This window comes from Herbaspirillum lusitanum P6-12 (genome assembly GCF_000256565.1).
GTDB classification, from domain to species: Bacteria; Pseudomonadota; Gammaproteobacteria; order Burkholderiales; family Burkholderiaceae_D; genus Herbaspirillum; species Herbaspirillum lusitanum.
Genome location: NZ_AJHH01000497.1, coordinates 1 through 15205 on the forward strand (window position 1 = coordinate 1; position 15205 = coordinate 15205).

Annotated in this window: 12 protein-coding genes and 3 pseudogenes; 11 read left to right on the plus strand and 4 right to left on the minus strand. The window is 61.0% G+C overall.

The window, feature by feature from the left end:
* The first annotated feature begins 101 nt into the window (after positions 1 to 101).
* Positions 102 to 332, plus strand: coding sequence for a hypothetical protein (locus HLUSI_RS0116735; RefSeq protein WP_016835056.1), 231 nt, complete (start codon positions 102 to 104; stop codon positions 330 to 332).
* A 26-nt stretch (positions 333 to 358) separates the two neighbouring features.
* On the opposite strand, the gene HLUSI_RS34655 is transcribed toward HLUSI_RS0116735, so the two are convergent.
* Entirely contained in the window at positions 359 to 1933 is a 1575-nt protein-coding gene (locus HLUSI_RS34655; protein WP_016835057.1) for a methyl-accepting chemotaxis protein, read from the minus strand.
* Positions 1934 to 2120: 187 nt separating this feature from the next.
* A complete protein-coding gene (locus tag HLUSI_RS0116745) occupies positions 2121 to 2687 on the minus strand; it encodes a phosphonate degradation HD-domain oxygenase (protein ID WP_029363633.1) in 567 nt (188 codons plus the stop codon).
* Between the two features lie 416 nt (positions 2688 to 3103).
* Between HLUSI_RS0116745 and HLUSI_RS0116750 the strand changes: the two genes are divergently transcribed.
* The 5 genes from HLUSI_RS0116750 (at position 3104) to HLUSI_RS0116770 (ending at position 7565) form a co-directional block, all read left to right on the plus strand.
* Positions 3104 to 3646 (plus strand): iron transporter, encoded by a 543-nt coding sequence (locus HLUSI_RS0116750; RefSeq protein ID WP_016835060.1) that lies wholly within the window; start codon positions 3104 to 3106, stop codon positions 3644 to 3646.
* A gap of 164 nt (positions 3647 to 3810) precedes the next feature.
* A complete protein-coding gene (locus HLUSI_RS0116755) occupies positions 3811 to 4125 on the plus strand; it encodes a cupredoxin domain-containing protein (protein WP_016835061.1) in 315 nt (104 codons plus the stop codon).
* 54 nt (positions 4126 to 4179) lie between these two features.
* Positions 4180 to 5049 (plus strand): FTR1 family iron permease, encoded by an 870-nt coding sequence (locus tag HLUSI_RS0116760; protein ID WP_016835062.1) that lies wholly within the window; start codon positions 4180 to 4182, stop codon positions 5047 to 5049.
* 57 nt (positions 5050 to 5106) lie between these two features.
* Complete coding sequence (locus tag HLUSI_RS0116765) at positions 5107 to 6447, plus strand: 4Fe-4S binding protein (RefSeq protein ID WP_016835063.1); 1341 nt, start codon at positions 5107 to 5109, stop codon at positions 6445 to 6447.
* 134 nt (positions 6448 to 6581) lie between these two features.
* Complete coding sequence (locus HLUSI_RS0116770; RefSeq protein ID WP_016835064.1) at positions 6582 to 7565, plus strand: bile acid:sodium symporter family protein; 984 nt, start codon at positions 6582 to 6584, stop codon at positions 7563 to 7565.
* Between the two features lie 55 nt (positions 7566 to 7620).
* Here HLUSI_RS0116770 and HLUSI_RS34970 read toward each other — a convergent pair.
* A pseudogene (locus tag HLUSI_RS34970) lies at positions 7621 to 8485 on the minus strand (extracellular catalytic domain type 1 short-chain-length polyhydroxyalkanoate depolymerase).
* 22 nt (positions 8486 to 8507) lie between these two features.
* On the opposite strand from HLUSI_RS34970, the gene HLUSI_RS34260 reads away from it, so the two are divergent.
* Positions 8508 to 8780: a hypothetical protein gene (locus HLUSI_RS34260; protein WP_162098081.1), complete on the plus strand. Its 273-nt coding sequence runs from the start codon at positions 8508 to 8510 to the stop codon at positions 8778 to 8780.
* A 61-nt stretch (positions 8781 to 8841) separates the two neighbouring features.
* Positions 8842 to 10116, plus strand: coding sequence for an amidohydrolase family protein (locus HLUSI_RS0116780; RefSeq protein ID WP_016835067.1), 1275 nt, complete (start codon positions 8842 to 8844; stop codon positions 10114 to 10116).
* A 30-nt stretch (positions 10117 to 10146) separates the two neighbouring features.
* Here the strand turns inward: HLUSI_RS0116780 and metE are convergent, their stop codons facing one another.
* Positions 10147 to 12438: a 5-methyltetrahydropteroyltriglutamate--homocysteine S-methyltransferase gene (gene metE / locus HLUSI_RS0116785; protein WP_016835068.1), complete on the minus strand. Its 2292-nt coding sequence runs from the start codon at positions 12436 to 12438 to the stop codon at positions 10147 to 10149.
* A 114-nt stretch (positions 12439 to 12552) separates the two neighbouring features.
* Here metE and HLUSI_RS29145 point away from each other — a divergent pair.
* The 3 genes and pseudogenes from HLUSI_RS29145 to HLUSI_RS29150 form a co-directional block, all read left to right on the plus strand.
* Positions 12553 to 13480 (plus strand): annotated as a pseudogene (locus tag HLUSI_RS29145) (LysR family transcriptional regulator).
* An 85-nt stretch (positions 13481 to 13565) separates the two neighbouring features.
* The gene (locus HLUSI_RS0116795) at positions 13566 to 14423 is read left to right on the plus strand and encodes an alpha/beta hydrolase family protein (RefSeq protein WP_016835069.1); all 858 of its coding nucleotides are present in this window, start codon (positions 13566 to 13568) and stop codon (positions 14421 to 14423) included.
* Between the two features lie 53 nt (positions 14424 to 14476).
* Positions 14477 to 14987, plus strand: a pseudogene (locus HLUSI_RS29150) (LysE family translocator); the annotation flags it as partial.
* Positions 14988 to 15205 lie beyond the last annotated feature (218 nt).

The window sequence follows — 15205 nt, forward strand, 5'->3', positions numbered from 1 at the left end:
CGATTCCTGCCAGCCGCACCAAAATGAAAAGGGTCCGTCGAAAGACGGGCCCTTTTGTTTTTGACCTATTCCAGACTTCCAGACCAGACCGTGGAGCATTCATGAGCGCAACCAGCAAATTTCCCTACAAGGGACAAGCCGTCTATCCGCAAGTGGCGCTGCAGGACAACGGCCAATATGCCGCCTGCTTCATCATCCGGGCGGGCTACGACGAAAGCGGCGAAATTCGCTACGTGCGCGAATTGCCGACTACCGAGTTTCCCAGTGAAGACGACGCCGTCGCCTACATCCTCGATTTTTCCGCTGAATGGATTGATCAGAATCCGCTGTAAGCCGCGCGTCCGCACTGACGCAAGAATTACGCGTTCAACACCAGTTCGCGCGACGAGGACAGTTTGAAGGTGTTCACCACCGTCACCAGCGAGCCGGCTTGATCCAGCAGCGATTGCGCCGCCGCCGTGGCTTCTTCCACCAGTGCGGCGTTATGCTGCGTGACGTCGTCCATCTGCATGATGGCCTGATTGACCTGCTCGATGCCGGTGCTTTGTTCCAGGCTGGCGTTGCTGATGTCGGCGACGAAATCGCTGAGCGTCCTGATGCTGTCGACCACCTGGCCGATGGTGGCGCCGGCTTCCTCCACTAATGTCCTGCCCGAAACGATCTTGCCGACCGAATCATCGATCAGGCTCTTGATCTCCTTTGCCGCACCGGCCGAGCGTTGCGCCAGTGCGCGCACCTCGGTGGCGACCACCGCGAAGCCGCGGCCTTGTTCACCCGCGCGCGCCGCTTCCACCGCAGCGTTCAGCGCCAGGATATTGGTCTGGAAGGCAATACCGTTGATGACCGAAATGATGTCGACGATCTTGCGCGACGATTCATTGATGGTCGCCATGGTTCCCACCATCTGATTGACTGCGTTGCCGCCGGCAATCGCCACCTGCGAGGCCGAGGCGGCGAGCTGGTTGGCGTGCAGGGCGCTCTCGGCGTTCTTCTTGACGGCCGAGGTGAGCTGCTGCATGACCGATGCGGTCTCTTGCAGCGAGCCGGCCTGGCGTTCGGTGCGCGACGACAGATTGAGGTTGCCTACGGAAATTTCCTTCGACGCGGTACCGATGGTTTCCGCCGATTGCTTGATGTGATCGACTGAGCGGGCCAGGTTGCCTTGCATGGTTTTCATCGCATGGATGAGGCTGGTCTCATCGTTGTCGGCGAGGCGGATTGTTTCCGTCAGATCGCCTGACGCGATGCGGTCGGCGACACGCACCGCATAGGCCGGTTCGCCGCCGAGCTGGCGCAGCAGGCTACGCGTGAGCACGATGGCGGCGGCGATGCCGAACAGCACGGCGGCCGCGCTCAGCGCCAGCAGCACCAGGCGGCTCGAACGATAGGTGGCGTCAATGCTGCCGGCAACGCGGTCGATGCCCTGACGCTGCAGGCGCAACAGTTTGTCGACCGAGGCCTGGTAGCGGGCGGCGCTCGGCAGGTAATTTTTCTCGAAGGCGTTCTTGGCCTGGAACAGCTTGCCTTCGGCGCGCAAGGCGAGGATGGTGTTGCCGGCTTCGTGGTAAGCCTTGCGGTTGGCGTCGATATCGGCGAACAGTTTTTGTTCTTCGGGCGTATCCAGCAGGCGCTGCACTTTGGCTTGCAGTGCAGCGGCATTCTTTGCCGCGTCGCCGGTCGCCGTTTCAAAATACCCGGCCAGGCTGAGGTCGGTGCTGCGCGCAATCGCGGTGGTGCGTGTGATCGAGGTGGAAATATTTGAATACCAGTCGCTGATCAGGCGTTCCTTGGCCAGCGGCATCTGCATCATGGCATTGGTCGCTTCGGCCACCGACTGCAGGCGCCAGATCCCCATTGCGGCAACGATCGCCATCATCAGCAACACCACCCCGAAGCCCGCGGCGAAGCGCGTCCCGACTTTCCAGTTCTTCATGCGTCTCTCGTTATTTTGTGCCGCCGTCGAGCCTCAATGGCCGCGCCGACGATATTGGATTGCCGAGGATGCTAGCACCGGAGAATGATCCGGAATAATGAAAAATAACGGGAAAGCAATATCAAAAGCGGAAGAAAAGTTTCCGTTTTGTCATCAGCAAATCAGGCGGGGCGATCTCGGAAGAAATTCAGGCGTGGGCGCACAGCGTCAGGTAGCGCGAGAAATGCGCATAGTCCGGCGTCGCCAGGCCGGCGGTCTTGGCGAGGTCGTCCCAGCGCCGCAGGCGAGTGGCGTCGACTGCGTGCGGCATGGCGATGAAGTCTTCCGCCTGCTGCCGGTCAAAGACGCCGCCTTGCAATTGCAAGCTGCGCACCGAGTCCGCCGACAGGGATGAGAAGTACGCCGGCTCGACCGCGCACAGATAGCGCTTGGCGTCGACGTGCAAGCGTATCGGCGCCAGCACGTCTTCGCCGAAGATGGCGCGCAGGAACGGCAGGATGCGGTATTGATGCAAGTCGTCGATGCCATTGGCGGTCGGCGTGTCGTGGATGTCGTAGCCGGCGGAGGCGTCTTCGAGCATATGGCCGAGGTCATGCAACAGCGCGGCGGCGATCAGCGCCGGTGCCGCATTCTCACGCTCGGCCAGCGTAGCGGTTTGCAAGGCATGTTCGAGTTGCGTCACGGGCTCTCCGGTGTACTGGGCGTGGCCGTGGCGGCGGAAAAGGAGTTCGATGTCGGGAAGCGTCAGGGACATGGTATGCGGATACGGAAAAGCAGGGCGCGCGAAGCTCACATGATAGCGGCGGCGTACGGCCTTATTATGACAATTCGATGACCGTAGCGATGACGGTAAGGACACCCGGCACAAACGGGACTCGCTGTGCAGCGTCAAGACTTGTTAATAACCGTAACAGTTTGTAATAGCGATAGATACAGGGTGAGACGGGGTATATCTTACGAACTCCCCCCTCTAATTCATCCCCTGAATTAGATTTAACCCGCGCCGCAAGGTGCGGGTTTTTTATTGTCCGGTCGATTTTTCGGACGACTTCGCGCTCTTCCGTCGCTCTTCCGATTCGTCAATTTCAGATCCGGCGCTGATACCTGCTCCTATAAAGTGTTATACTTTAATGGTAATCATTATCATCTAACGCGTAGGAGAAAAATCATATGATCGGTATCAAGAAACTCGCAGTAGCCGCCGCCATGTTCGCAGCCTTCTCGGCCGCCAGCGCCGCCGAATATCCTATCGGCAAACCGCAGATTCAGAATGGCATGGAAGTCAGCGCGGTCTACCTGCAACCGATCAAGATGGAACCGGACGGCATGATGCGCAAGGCGGAAGAATCGGACGTCCATCTGGAAGCCGATATCCGCGCCGTCGCCAAGAATCCCAACGGTTTTGCCGAAGGCGACTGGATGCCCTATCTGGTCATCAAATTCGAACTGACCAAGGCCGGTTCAACCAAGGTCATCAAGGGCGACATGATGCCGATGGTGGCCAGCGACGGCCCGCACTACGGCGACAACGTCAAGCTCGACGGTCCGGGCAAGTACAAGCTGAAGCTGACCATCTCGCCGCCATCTGCCAACGCGCACGCCCACTTTGGCCGTCACGTCGACAAGGAAACCGGTGTCGGCGCCTGGTTCAAGCCATTTGAACTCTCCTACGATTTCACCTTCGCCGGCGTCGGCAAGAAGGGCGGCTATTAATCAGCGACCGAGCTGGTTTAGCGAGAGCGCATGCGCAGCCGATCGCGCATGCCGAGTGGACCGGCCTTGCCTTTGTGCAAGGCCATGTAGTTTGGGAGTACTGAATGTTCTTGCGTAAATCGCAACCTTTGCAATCTTCACAATCCTCGCGCATTTTGGCTACCTTGATCGGCCTGGCCTGCTCGCTGTCCGCAGCCGCCGCATTTGCTTCGGATCTGCTGACCTTCAAGCTTGAAATGGCGGACGGCAAATTCAAACCGGCACGCATCGAAGTCCCTGCCGGGCAGCGCATCAAGATTGAAATCCACAACGTCGGCAAAACCGCCGCCGAGTTCGAAAGCGTGGAGTTGCGCAAGGAAAAAGTCCTGGCGCCGGGCGCACAGTCCTTCGTCGTGATCGCACCCTTGCGTCCGGGCGAGTACAAGTTTTTCGACGACTTCCATCTGAACATGCCGCAAGGCGTCATCGTCGCCAAATAAACGGCGCAGAGTTGTGATCGTGGTTATCGGCAATATGCAATTGAAAGGGATGTAATGGGGCAGGTGCTATTTATCGTCTGGCGTGAAAGCGTCGAGGCCTTGCTGGTGGTCGGGATTCTGTATGCCTGGCTGAATAACGGCGATGCCGCCGCACGTCGCGGCCTGCCGTATCTTTGGGGCGGCGTGGCGGCAGGCATTGTGGCTGCGCTGGCATTGGGCGCCGCCTTGCTCGGTTTCAGCGAACTCCTGTCGGGCGACGCCCAGACATATTTCCAGATCGGCATGGTGCTGATCGCCGCGGTGCTGATCGTGCAAATGGTGTTCTGGATGCGCAAGCACGGTCGCACGCTCAAGAAAGACATGGAAAGCTCGATGAAGGCCAACTATGAAGCCGGCAACTGGTGGGGCGTGTTCCTGCTGGTGGCGCTGGCGATTGCGCGCGAGGGCAGCGAAACGGCCGTGTTCCTTTACGGGATCGGCATGGGCGAACAGGACGCCAGCCGCGGCGCGCTGATTTTTGCCGGCGTGCTCGGTTTCGCCCTGGCGTTCCTGACTTTCTACCTGCTGCAATTGGGCGGCAAGGTTTTCTCCTGGCGTCGTTTTTTCCAGGTGACCGAAATCATCCTGTTGCTGCTGGCAGCCGGCTTGTTGCTGACGGGGGTTGAAAAGCTGCTCGATCTGCTGCTGGAAAGCTCGGACTGGTTCTCCTCGCTCGGCTTCGTCTCGACCCTCACTGCACCCGTCTGGGACACCAGCTGGCTGCTGGATGATTCGAGCACGGCAGGCAGCCTGATATCGACGCTGACCGGCTATCGCGCCCGCCCGGCGCTGATGAGTATTGCAATTTATGTCATATATTGGCTTGTGATATCCTCCGCGCTTGGCAAGTCGAAATCTACACAAGTTAACAGGCAAGCAGCATAAGGCGATATGAGCACCAGTACGCTTCCCAATACCCGTCTGGCGCGGACGGGTGACTGGATGCGCCGCAATGGCGCATTGATCCGCGGTATTCAGTGGATCGTCGTACTGGTGTACGCCGTGCTCATCCTGGTTCCCATTTTCCTGCCGTTGCCGGACGAAACCGCGCATATCTGGTCCAATCTGACCCTGATTGCGCAGTTCTGCTTCTGGGGCATCTGGTGGCCGTTCGTGCTGGTCAGCATGGTGCTGATGGGCCGTGTCTGGTGCGGCGTATTGTGTCCCGAAGGCGCATTGACCGAGTTTGCCAGCAAGTTCGGTAAAAACCGGGCAATCCCGCGCTGGATGCGCTGGGGCGGCTGGCCCTTCTTCGCGTTTGCGCTCACCACGATCTATGGTCAGATGGTCAGCGTCTATCAATATCCCAAGGCGGTACTGCTCGTGCTCGGCGGATCGACCCTCGGCGCCATGATCGTCGGCTATTTGTACGGCCGCGAAAAGCGCGTCTGGTGCAAATACCTGTGCCCGGTCAACGGCGTGTTCGGCTTGCTGGCCAAGCTGGCGCCATTTCATTACAAAGTCAACGAAGACGCCTGGCGTGCTTCCTATGATACTCACGGCAAGAAGACCATCGCCGTCAATTGCGCGCCGCTGGTTCCCCTGCGCAACATGAAGGGGGCTTCCGATTGCCATATGTGCGGTCGCTGCAGCGGCCATCGCGACGCCATCGCGCTGACATGGCGCGCACCGACCGTTGAAATCGTCAAGGTCGGCCGCACCAGCAACAACCTGTGGGAAAGCTCGCTGGCGCTGTACGGCCTGTTCGGCATCGCCATCGGCGCGTTCCACTGGAGCGCCAGCCCCTGGTTCGTCGAAGCCAAGCAATTCATCGCCACCTGGCTGATCGATCGCGACATCATGTGGCCGTTTGCGACCAACGCGCCATGGTGGCTGCTCACCAACTATCCGCAACAAAGCGACGTGTTTTCCTGGCTCGACGGCGGCCTCGTGGTGGCTTACATCCTGGCGACCGCCGCCGTGCTGGGCACCGCGCTGACCGCCTTGTTCGCACTGAGCAACCTGGTGCTGGGATCATGGAGCCGTTCCCGCTTCAATCATCTGGTGCAGGCAACGATTCCGCTGGCCGGCTGCGGCGTGTTCGTCGGCTTGTCGGCAACCACCATCAGCTTGCTGCGTGCGGAACATTGGCCGGTTGACTGGGCCAATGACGTGCGCGCCGCCTTGCTCACGGTCATGACCTTGTGGAGCGTACTGCTGGCCTGGAAAGTCATCGGCCAGCACACGGAAGCATTCTCGCGCCGGGTACTCGCCATGCTGCCCGTGATCGGCGCGCTCGCGCTGGTCAACTACGCGTGGCTGCTGATGTTCTGGATCTGGTAATTCCCTGATTCTCTAATTCTCTTCTCTGAATACCGCCGGGTTTCCCCCCGTTCCGTCGCTTTGCAGGACTCGCGTAAAATAGCGGGTTTGGTCCGACAGGACCTTGTTTCCGGAACCAACCTGCAAAGATTCTTATGGCACGCCCCCGTTTCCTTCCCGACAATCTGACGTTGATGCTGTTTGCGGTGGTCCTCACCGCCAGCCTTTTTCCCTGTACCGGCGTGGTTGCCGTCGGCTTCGACTGGCTCACCACCTTCATGATCGGCTTGCTGTTTTTCATGCACGGCGCCAAGCTGTCGCGCGAAGCCGTGATCGCCGGCATGGTGCACTGGCGTCTGCATGTGACGGTGCTGTTGTGCACCTTCGCCGTCTTCCCCGTGCTCGGCCTGATTCTCAAGCCCGCCTTGTTGCTGGTGATTACGCCGGATCTCTATCTCGGCATCCTGTTCCTGTGCGTGCTGCCATCGACGGTGCAATCCTCGATTGCTTTTACATCGGTCGCGCGCGGCAACGTGCCGGCCGCCATCTGTGCCGCCTCCGCTTCCAATCTGCTGGGAATCTTCCTGACGCCGCTCATGGTCGGCGTCATCATCGTGGCGCACAACGCGGAGCATTCCTCGCTGGGCTCCATCCTGAAGATCGTCTATCAGTTGCTGCTGCCGTTCGTGGCCGGCCAGATCGCCCGTCCCTGGATCGGCGCCTGGATGGATCGCAACAAGTCCTGGCTGCGCTGGGTGGACCAGAGCTCGGTCCTGCTCGTCGTATACGTCGCGTTCAGTGAAGCGGTCAATCAAGGCTTGTGGCGCCAGGTGCCGCCGGTCATGCTGGTCAGCCTGATTGTGATCAGCTGTTTGCTGCTGGCGATCATCATGTCGATCACGACGTTCGGCAGCCGCCGTCTCGGCTTCAACAAGGAAGATGAAATCACCATCGTTTTCTGCGGCTCCAAAAAGAGCCTCGCCAGCGGCGTGCCGATGGCAAAGGTTTTATTTGCCAGCCAGACCGTCGGCATGGTCCTGTTGCCGCTGATGCTGTTCCACCAGATCCAGTTGATGGTGTGCGCGATATTGGCGCAACGTTATGGCAACCGTCCGGAAGTTACGAAGCCGTCTGCCTGAGTAGCGTCTCCTTCATCTGAAAAAGCCCGCTTGAATCTGCTTCTCGCGGGCTTTTTCATTGCTTGCGTCGATGCCGAGAGAAGAAGGCCAGCATCAGTTTGCCGGCGTCCGGGCCTTTGGCATTGAATGGAAGCGCGTCATCGCCGCCGCTCCAGGCATGACCGAGGCGGGCGATGTGCACTGACCGGACCAGCACCTTCGAGCCCGTGGCGAAGTCGCGGACCGTCATCGAATTTTTGCGCGGGAATTGCTTTGAGGTCCTCCCAAAGTCTTTCGTCACCGGCGGCAATGGCGCCAATGGCGCCTGTGTGGCGGCATGATTCAGCCGCAGGAATTGCCCGGCCAGCTGCAGTTGGTTGATGGGACGCACGATCTTGTCGTCGTCCCCGGTAATCAGGATCGCCGGCATGCCCGGAAACCCAGGCGTCTTGGCCAACAACTTGTCTATCGGCGCCAGAGCTTGGGTACTGCCATGCTGCATCACGCCGTAGGCGCCGACCGCGCTGCGACTGACACCGAACAGCGGAGCGGAATGCATGCCGACGGCGGCGATCAATTGCGGATGAGTCAACGCCAGGATCTGCGCCATGGCGGCCGGCGGAGATGCCGCAAGCATAAATGCGACTGCGGTCGATCGCCTGTTGCGCCACGATCTTGTCGATCATCTGCACGATCAATGCGATGTCGCCGCCACCGCGCTGGGTTGCGGCGTCATACCATTTCCAGCAGCGATTGGGGTGCGTGCGCAGCGACTGTTCGGGATACAGCACCGCGTAGTCCCTGGCGGCGGCCAGCCGGTTCATGCGTGTGCCGGCCGCGAAATCGTCGGCATTCTGTTCGCATCCGTGCAGCATGACGATCAATGGAATCGGCGCAGCGGTTCCCGGAGCCAGGGATGGCAAGAACAACCTGTAGTGCATGCGACGCACCGGCAGGCCGGCGGTGACGCAAGATGAACTGATCCAGTCCCCGGGCGCGGCTGCGCGTGGCAGTGACTTTGGAAGCACGGGCTTGCGCGAGGCCGTGCCGGATGGCGCGCGCTTCGCCTTGGGACTGGATACGATCGCCTTGAGTGCTTTGCTCGCCCGTTTCTGGTGTGCTTTGCCGGCTTTTTTAAGGCTGCTCAGCCACATTCGGTTCAGTTTTTTGAACATGTCAATCCGTCAAGAAGTGTCGGGGCAGAGCGCCACAAGGAAGACGGCGAGAACGCAATAATGTTCAAACAATTTGCTGCGCTGCGTTAATCTGGAGCCTATACGGATGAAGGAGACGTCAGATGGACCTGATCTTACGCAACGCCACGCTGCCTGATGGCGGGCAGCAAGCCGATATCGCCATTGAAGCAGGCCGCATCGTGGCAATCGGTCCGGCGTTAAACCTCAAGGGCGTACAGGAAATCGACATCGCCGGCGATCTGGTGACGCCGCCGTTCGTCGATGCGCATTTCCACATGGACGCTACGCTGAGCTACGGCCTGCCGCGAGTGAATGCCTCCGGCACGCTGCTTGAAGGCATTGCGCTGTGGGGCGAACTGAAACCTGAGCTGACGCAGCAGGCGCTGGTCGGGCGCGCGCTGCAATATTGCGACTGGGCGGTCGCACGCGGCTTGCTGGCGATCCGCTCGCACGTTGATGTTTGCGACGATCGCCTGCTGGCGGTCGAAGCCTTGCTGCACGTGAAGAAACTGGTCGCGCCTTATCTTGATTTGCAACTGGTGGCGTTTCCCCAGGACGGCCTGCTGCGCAGTCCGACCGCCTTCGCCAATCTGCAGCGCGCGATCGCCATGGGCGTCGACGTGGTCGGCGGCATTCCCCATTTCGAGCGGACCATGGCAGAGGGGGCGGAATCGGTCAGGCTGCTATGCGAATTCGCCGCGGAAAACGGATTGCGCGTCGACATGCATTGCGATGAGTCCGACGATCCCATGTCGCGCCATATCGAAACCCTGGCCTATCATGCGCAGCGCCTGGGTTTGCAGGGCAGGGTGGCGGGATCGCACCTGACCTCGATGCATTCGATGGACAACTACTACGTCAGCAAACTACTGCCGCTGATCCGCGAAGCCGGCGTCGCGGCAATCGCCAATCCATTGATCAACATCACGCTGCAAGGCCGCCATGATACTTACCCGAAGCGGCGCGGCATGACCCGCGTGCCGGAGCTGCTGGCCGCCGGCATCGATGTCGCCTTCGGCCATGACTGCGTCATGGATCCCTGGTACAGCCTCGGTTCGGGCGACATGCTGGAGGTCGCGCACATGGGCTTGCACGTAGCGCAAATGACCGGCCAGGAAGCCATGCGCAGCTGCTTCCGCGCCGTGACGGAAACGCCGGCGCGTATTCTGGGCCTGGAAGGCTATGGCTTGCAGGTCGGTTGCCATGCCGACCTTGTGGTGCTGGACGCCGGCGATCCGATTGAAGCGATCCGCCTGCGCGCCGCGCGTCGTTTCGTGATTCGCCGCGGCGTCGTGATCAGCCAGGCGCCGCCGGCGCATGCACAGCTCAATTTGCCGGGACGGCCCGGCAAGGTCGATTTCAGGCTGGCGAAATAACGGCTTTACCAGCAATAGCGAAACCGGTGATCAGGCAGCGGCGCGCAAGGTTCTGGCTGCGGCGACCATGTTGCCCAGCGCCGGCAAGACTTCCGCCCACTGACGCGTCTTCAGGCCGCAATCCGGATTGACCCACAGGCGTTCCACCGGAATGCGCTCGGCCGCCTTCTTCATCAGTTGCACGATATGCTCCTGGGTCGGAATGTTGGGCGAGTGGATGTCGTACACGCCGGGACCGATTTCGTTCGGGTAGTTGAAGTTGTCGAAGGCGTCCAGCAACTCCATGTCCGAACGCGAGGTTTCGATCGTGATCACGTCGGCGTCCATGTCGGCGATCGAGGCGATGATGTCGTTGAACTCCGAATAGCACATGTGGGTATGGATTTGCGTTTCGTCGCCGACGCCGTTGGCGGTGATGCGGAACGATTCGACCGCCCAGTCCAGGTACTCTTTCCATTGCGACTTGCGCAGCGGCAGGCCTTCGCGCAGCGCCGCTTCGTCGATCTGGATGATGCGCACGCCGGCTTTTTCCAGGTCCAGCACTTCGTCGCGGATGGCCAGCGCCAGTTGCTTGCACGAGACCGAACGCGGCTGGTCGTCGCGCACGAAGGACCAGTTCAGGATGGTCACCGGGCCGGTGAGCATGCCCTTCATCGGCTTGGCCGTGAGCGATTGCGCATAGGTAATCCATTCCACTGTCATGGCTTGCGGACGACTGATGTCGCCGAACAGGATGGGCGGCTTCACGCAGCGTGAACCGTAGGATTGCACCCAGCCGAACTGGCTGAAAGCGTAGCCTTGCAGTTGCTCGCCGAAGTACTCGACCATGTCGTTGCGCTCGGCTTCGCCATGCACCAGCACGTCCAGGCCCAGGGTTTCCTGTTCGCGCACGCTGCGTTGGATCTCGGCCTGCATTGCGGTCTTGTAACCGGCATTGTCGAGACGGCCTGCCTTGAACTCGCTGCGGGCATGACGGATTTCCGGGGTCTGCGGGAATGAACCGATGGTGGTGGTCGGGTAAGCCGGCAGCTTCAGCAGCGCGGCTTGCCTGACGGCGCGTTGCTGGTAGACGTTGGCGCGTCGGCCGAGTTGGGAATCGATCCCGGCCACCGCAGCTTGCACTGCCGGATCATTGACGCGCGGCGATGCGCGGCGGGCGGCGAGAGCGGCCTGATTGGCGGCCAGTTCGGCCTTGACGGCATCGCGCCCTTGGCGCAGCGCCTTGCCCAGCAGGCGCAGTTCGTCCAGTTTTTGCTGCGCATAGGCCAGCCAGGACTTGATCTCGCCATCCAGCTTCTGTTCGCTGTTCAGGTCGACCGGCACGTGCAGCAGCGAGCACGAAGGCGCCACCCACAGGCGTTCGCCGAGGCGGTTGGCCAGCGGTTCGAGCCAGTCCAGCACGGCGCTCAGGTCGGTTTTCCAGATGTTGCGACCGTTGATCACGCCCAGCGACAACACCTTGTCGGCGGCCAGCAGCTCGATCAGCGGCAGCACGTCGTTGCGGCCGTTGATGGCGTCGATGTGCAGGCCGGCCACCGGCAGGCTGGCGGCGAGCTTTTGATTTTCCAAAAGCTCGCCGAAGTAAGTCGCCAGCAGCAGCTTGACGCCGCTGTTCTTCAGTGCCGCGTAGGCGGTGTTGAAGGCGTTTTTCCAGGCGGCGTCCAGTTCGGTGACGAGTACCGGTTCGTCGATCTGCACCCATTCAATGCCTTGCGCGGCCAGCGCATCCAGCAGTTGCACGTAGACCGGCAGCAGTCGCGGCAACAGCGCCAGCTTGTCCGAGTCGTCCTTGGCCTTGCCCAATGCCAGGTAAGTGACCGGACCGACGATGACCGGCTTGGCCTTGATGCCTTGCGCCTTGGCTTCAGCCAGTTGCGTCAGCAGGCGCGAAGTGTCCAGCTTGAACTCGGTGGAGGCGGTGAACTCCGGGACGATGTAGTGATAATTGGTGTCGAACCACTTGGTCATCTCACCGGCGGCGACACCAGCGCAGCAGGCGCCATGGTCTTCGGCTCCTTGTGCCGAGCGACCGCGCGCCACGCGGAAGTAATTGTCCAGGGTATCGCCGTGGAAATCACGTACACGCTCGGGCAGGTTGCCCAGCGTGAAACTCATGTCGAGCACTTGATCGTAGAACGCAAAGTCGCCGACCGGAACGAAATCGAGGCCGGCTTGGTTATCCCAGTGACGCTGGCGCAATTGCGCACCCAGGTTTTTCAGTTCGTCGCGCGAGGATTCGCCTTTCCAGTAGGACTCCAGTGCGAACTTCAGCTCGCGCTTGGCGCCGATGCGGGGGAAGCCCAGATTGTGGATCGTGGTCATGGTCTGTCAATTCCAAAAAGTGAAGAATGGGCAGATGGTAGATCCTGAATTCCATGACGTATAATGGTATTAACTCAGTGATCCATGAGTTTTACTCATTTGAAATGGTCGACAATGCTAGAGCGCATCCATCTTGCCGTAGTCCAGGAAGTTGAAAAACAGGGGTCCCTGACGGCCGCAGCCAACGTCCTTTGCGTGACGCAGTCGGCGTTGAGTCACAGCATGAAAAAGCTGGAGCAGCAGTTGGGGACGGATATCTGGCTGCGAGAAGGGCGCAACCTGCGGCTGACGCAGGCAGGGGAATATCTGCTCGCCGTCGCCAACCGCGTGCTGCCGCAACTGAACCAGGCCGAAGAACGCCTGCGCCAGTTCGCCCAGGGCGAGCGCGGGGCCTTGCGCATCGGCATGGAATGCCATCCCTGTTACCAATGGCTGCTGAAAGTGGCGTCGCCTTATCTGGCCGCGTGGCCGGATGTGGATGTGGACGTCAAACAGAAATTCCAGTTCGGCGGCATCGGTGCGCTGTTCGGTTATGAGATCGACCTGCTGGTCACACCGGACCCGCTCTACAAACCGGGCCTGAAGTTCGTGCCGGTGTTCGACTACGAGCAGGTGCTGGTGGTTGCCGGCGGCCACAAACTGGCCAAAGAGGAATACGTCAAGCCGCAGCAGCTCACCAACGAGATATTGATCACGTATCCGGTCGCCACCGACCGCCTCGACATCTACAATCAATTCCTCATGCCGGCCGGCGTGACGCCCAAGCGCCACAAGACGATCGAGACCACCGACATCATGCTGCAGATGGTCGCCCAGCGGGCGCGGCGTGGCAGCCTTGCCGCGTTGGCTGGTGGAGGAATACGGCGGCAAGCTTGATATCGTCCCGGTTCGTCTTGGCGCCAACGGCATCGCCAAACAGATCTTTCTCGGCGCCCGTGAAGGCGATCTGGAGATTGACTATCTGCAGGCATTCATCGAGCTGGCGCGCAAGCCGGCGGCATCTGCGGGCGTGGCGAAGCGCTCCCGGGCGCTTGGGCGATGACTACTGGGTGCGGCGCTGTCGGTCTCGGTCTCATAACGCCGCACGATTCATTTCGATCACTGACAACACCAAGGCATTCAACCGCATGAACTCAGGCATCCGCACGCTGCACATCCCCGATCCCGAGCGCGGCGCAAGCGCGCCGTGCGTGGTCCAGTATCCGACGCTTGCCGCCGCCATGCAGACGACCATCGGCCCCTATGTCTTCGACGCGGCGCCGGATGCACCGATCGCGCCGGGGCAGTTCCCCGTGTGCGTGGTCTCGCACGGCGGCGGCGGATCGCATCTGCTGTACCGAAGCATAGCCGGTCATCTCGCCGCGCACGGCTACATCGTCGTCAGCCCGGAACATGCCGGCGACAATCGCAACGATCGCTCGCTGTCCAACACCGATGCCGCCGCGATTGGCCGGCCGGGGCAGACGTCGCGTGCGCTCGACGCCGTGCTGGCAGATACTTTTTTCGAGTCCGCGGCGGATGCCGGTCGCATCGCCATGCTGGGACATTCGATGGGCGGCTATACCGCGCTGGCGCTGGCCGGTGGACATCCCTGGTCGCGTTCGGGAGAAGCGCTGCCGGTCGTGGCAGACGCGCGCATCCGTGCCGCCGTATTGCTGGCGCCGGCGACCGACTGGTTCATGGCGCCAGGCGCGCTCGATGACGTGCATGTGCCTTTGCTGGCGCTGGCGGGAGAGCGCGATCCGATCACGCCTGCGGAAAGCATCCGGAAAGTTCTGTCGCAGTTGCCGGCAAGTACGCCGCTGGAATTTTCCGTGGTGGCGGGCGCCGGGCATTTTTCTTTTCTGACGCCTTTTCCGGAAGCGATGCAGCGGCCGAATTTTCCGCCGTCCCAGGATCCGCCCGGTTTCGACCGCGAACAGTTCCATCGCGAGTTGCCGGAGCTCATTCGGGCGTTTCTGGCGCGTACTCTCGGAACAAGCTGAACCGGTAAAAAACATCGGTACAATCCGCCCATCATCCACACAGTGAGCCCGCCATGGAAATCCACCTGCTCCCGCATGCACTCAACATCACCACGCTGGCGCTGTTCGCCGTTGTGGCGCTCGTCACCATCGCCACGCCCGGCCCGACCGTGTTGCTGGCGCTGGCCAATGGCGCGCGTTACGGCGTGCGTCGTTCCTTGCCCGGCATGCTGGGCGCGGTGTCGTCGGACTTCGTGCTGGTCGGTTCGGTGGCGCTCGGACTGGGCGCGGTGCTGGCGGCATCGGAGTTCTGGTTCTCCGTCGTCAAGTGGATCGGCGCGATCTACCTGGCGTGGCTCGGTATCCGGTTGCTGCGTTCCAAGGGCGGACTGGATCTGTCGCGCGCCCAGGCCGATGACGGCGAAGCGGCGCCGATGCGCATCTTCGCCAAGTCGTTCCTGGTGGCGGTGACCAATCCAAAAGGTTATCTGTTCTGTTCGGCGCTGCTGCCGCAATTCATCAACGCGGCGGAACCGCAATGGCCGCAATACACCGCCATCAGCGTGGTGTTCGCGGCGCTCGATCTTGCGGCCGGATTCCAGCGTGATCAGGCAGGCGCGACCGTGCAGGCCGCAATGTTCGGGCAAGGAGACCGGTTGATCGATTTCTGCAGTGATCAGCGGAGGCAACTCGCGCGACTGATTGCCGCGCTGCAGTTGGGCCATGCTGTCGAGCGCCTGGCGATGGCTGTCGCACGGCAGGCCGAGCGCCGCCAGGATGGTGCGCAGCGACGCCGGCGTCAA

Coding starts and splice junctions, on each gene's coding strand:
- HLUSI_RS0116735 (WP_016835056.1), top strand. CDS start 102: ATGAGCGCAACCAGCAAATTTCCCTACAAGGGACAAGCCGTCTATCCG.
- HLUSI_RS34655 (WP_016835057.1), bottom strand. CDS start 1,933: ATGAAGAACTGGAAAGTCGGGACGCGCTTCGCCGCGGGCTTCGGGGTG.
- HLUSI_RS0116745 (WP_029363633.1), bottom strand. CDS start 2,687: ATGTCCCTGACGCTTCCCGACATCGAACTCCTTTTCCGCCGCCACGGC.
- HLUSI_RS0116750 (WP_016835060.1), top strand. CDS start 3,104: ATGATCGGTATCAAGAAACTCGCAGTAGCCGCCGCCATGTTCGCAGCC.
- HLUSI_RS0116760 (WP_016835062.1), top strand. CDS start 4,180: ATGGGGCAGGTGCTATTTATCGTCTGGCGTGAAAGCGTCGAGGCCTTG.
- HLUSI_RS0116765 (WP_016835063.1), top strand. CDS start 5,107: ATGCGCCGCAATGGCGCATTGATCCGCGGTATTCAGTGGATCGTCGTA.
- HLUSI_RS0116770 (WP_016835064.1), top strand. CDS start 6,582: ATGGCACGCCCCCGTTTCCTTCCCGACAATCTGACGTTGATGCTGTTT.
- HLUSI_RS0116780 (WP_016835067.1), top strand. CDS start 8,842: ATGGACCTGATCTTACGCAACGCCACGCTGCCTGATGGCGGGCAGCAA.
- metE (WP_016835068.1), bottom strand. CDS start 12,438: ATGACCACGATCCACAATCTGGGCTTCCCCCGCATCGGCGCCAAGCGC.
- HLUSI_RS0116795 (WP_016835069.1), top strand. CDS start 13,566: ATGAACTCAGGCATCCGCACGCTGCACATCCCCGATCCCGAGCGCGGC.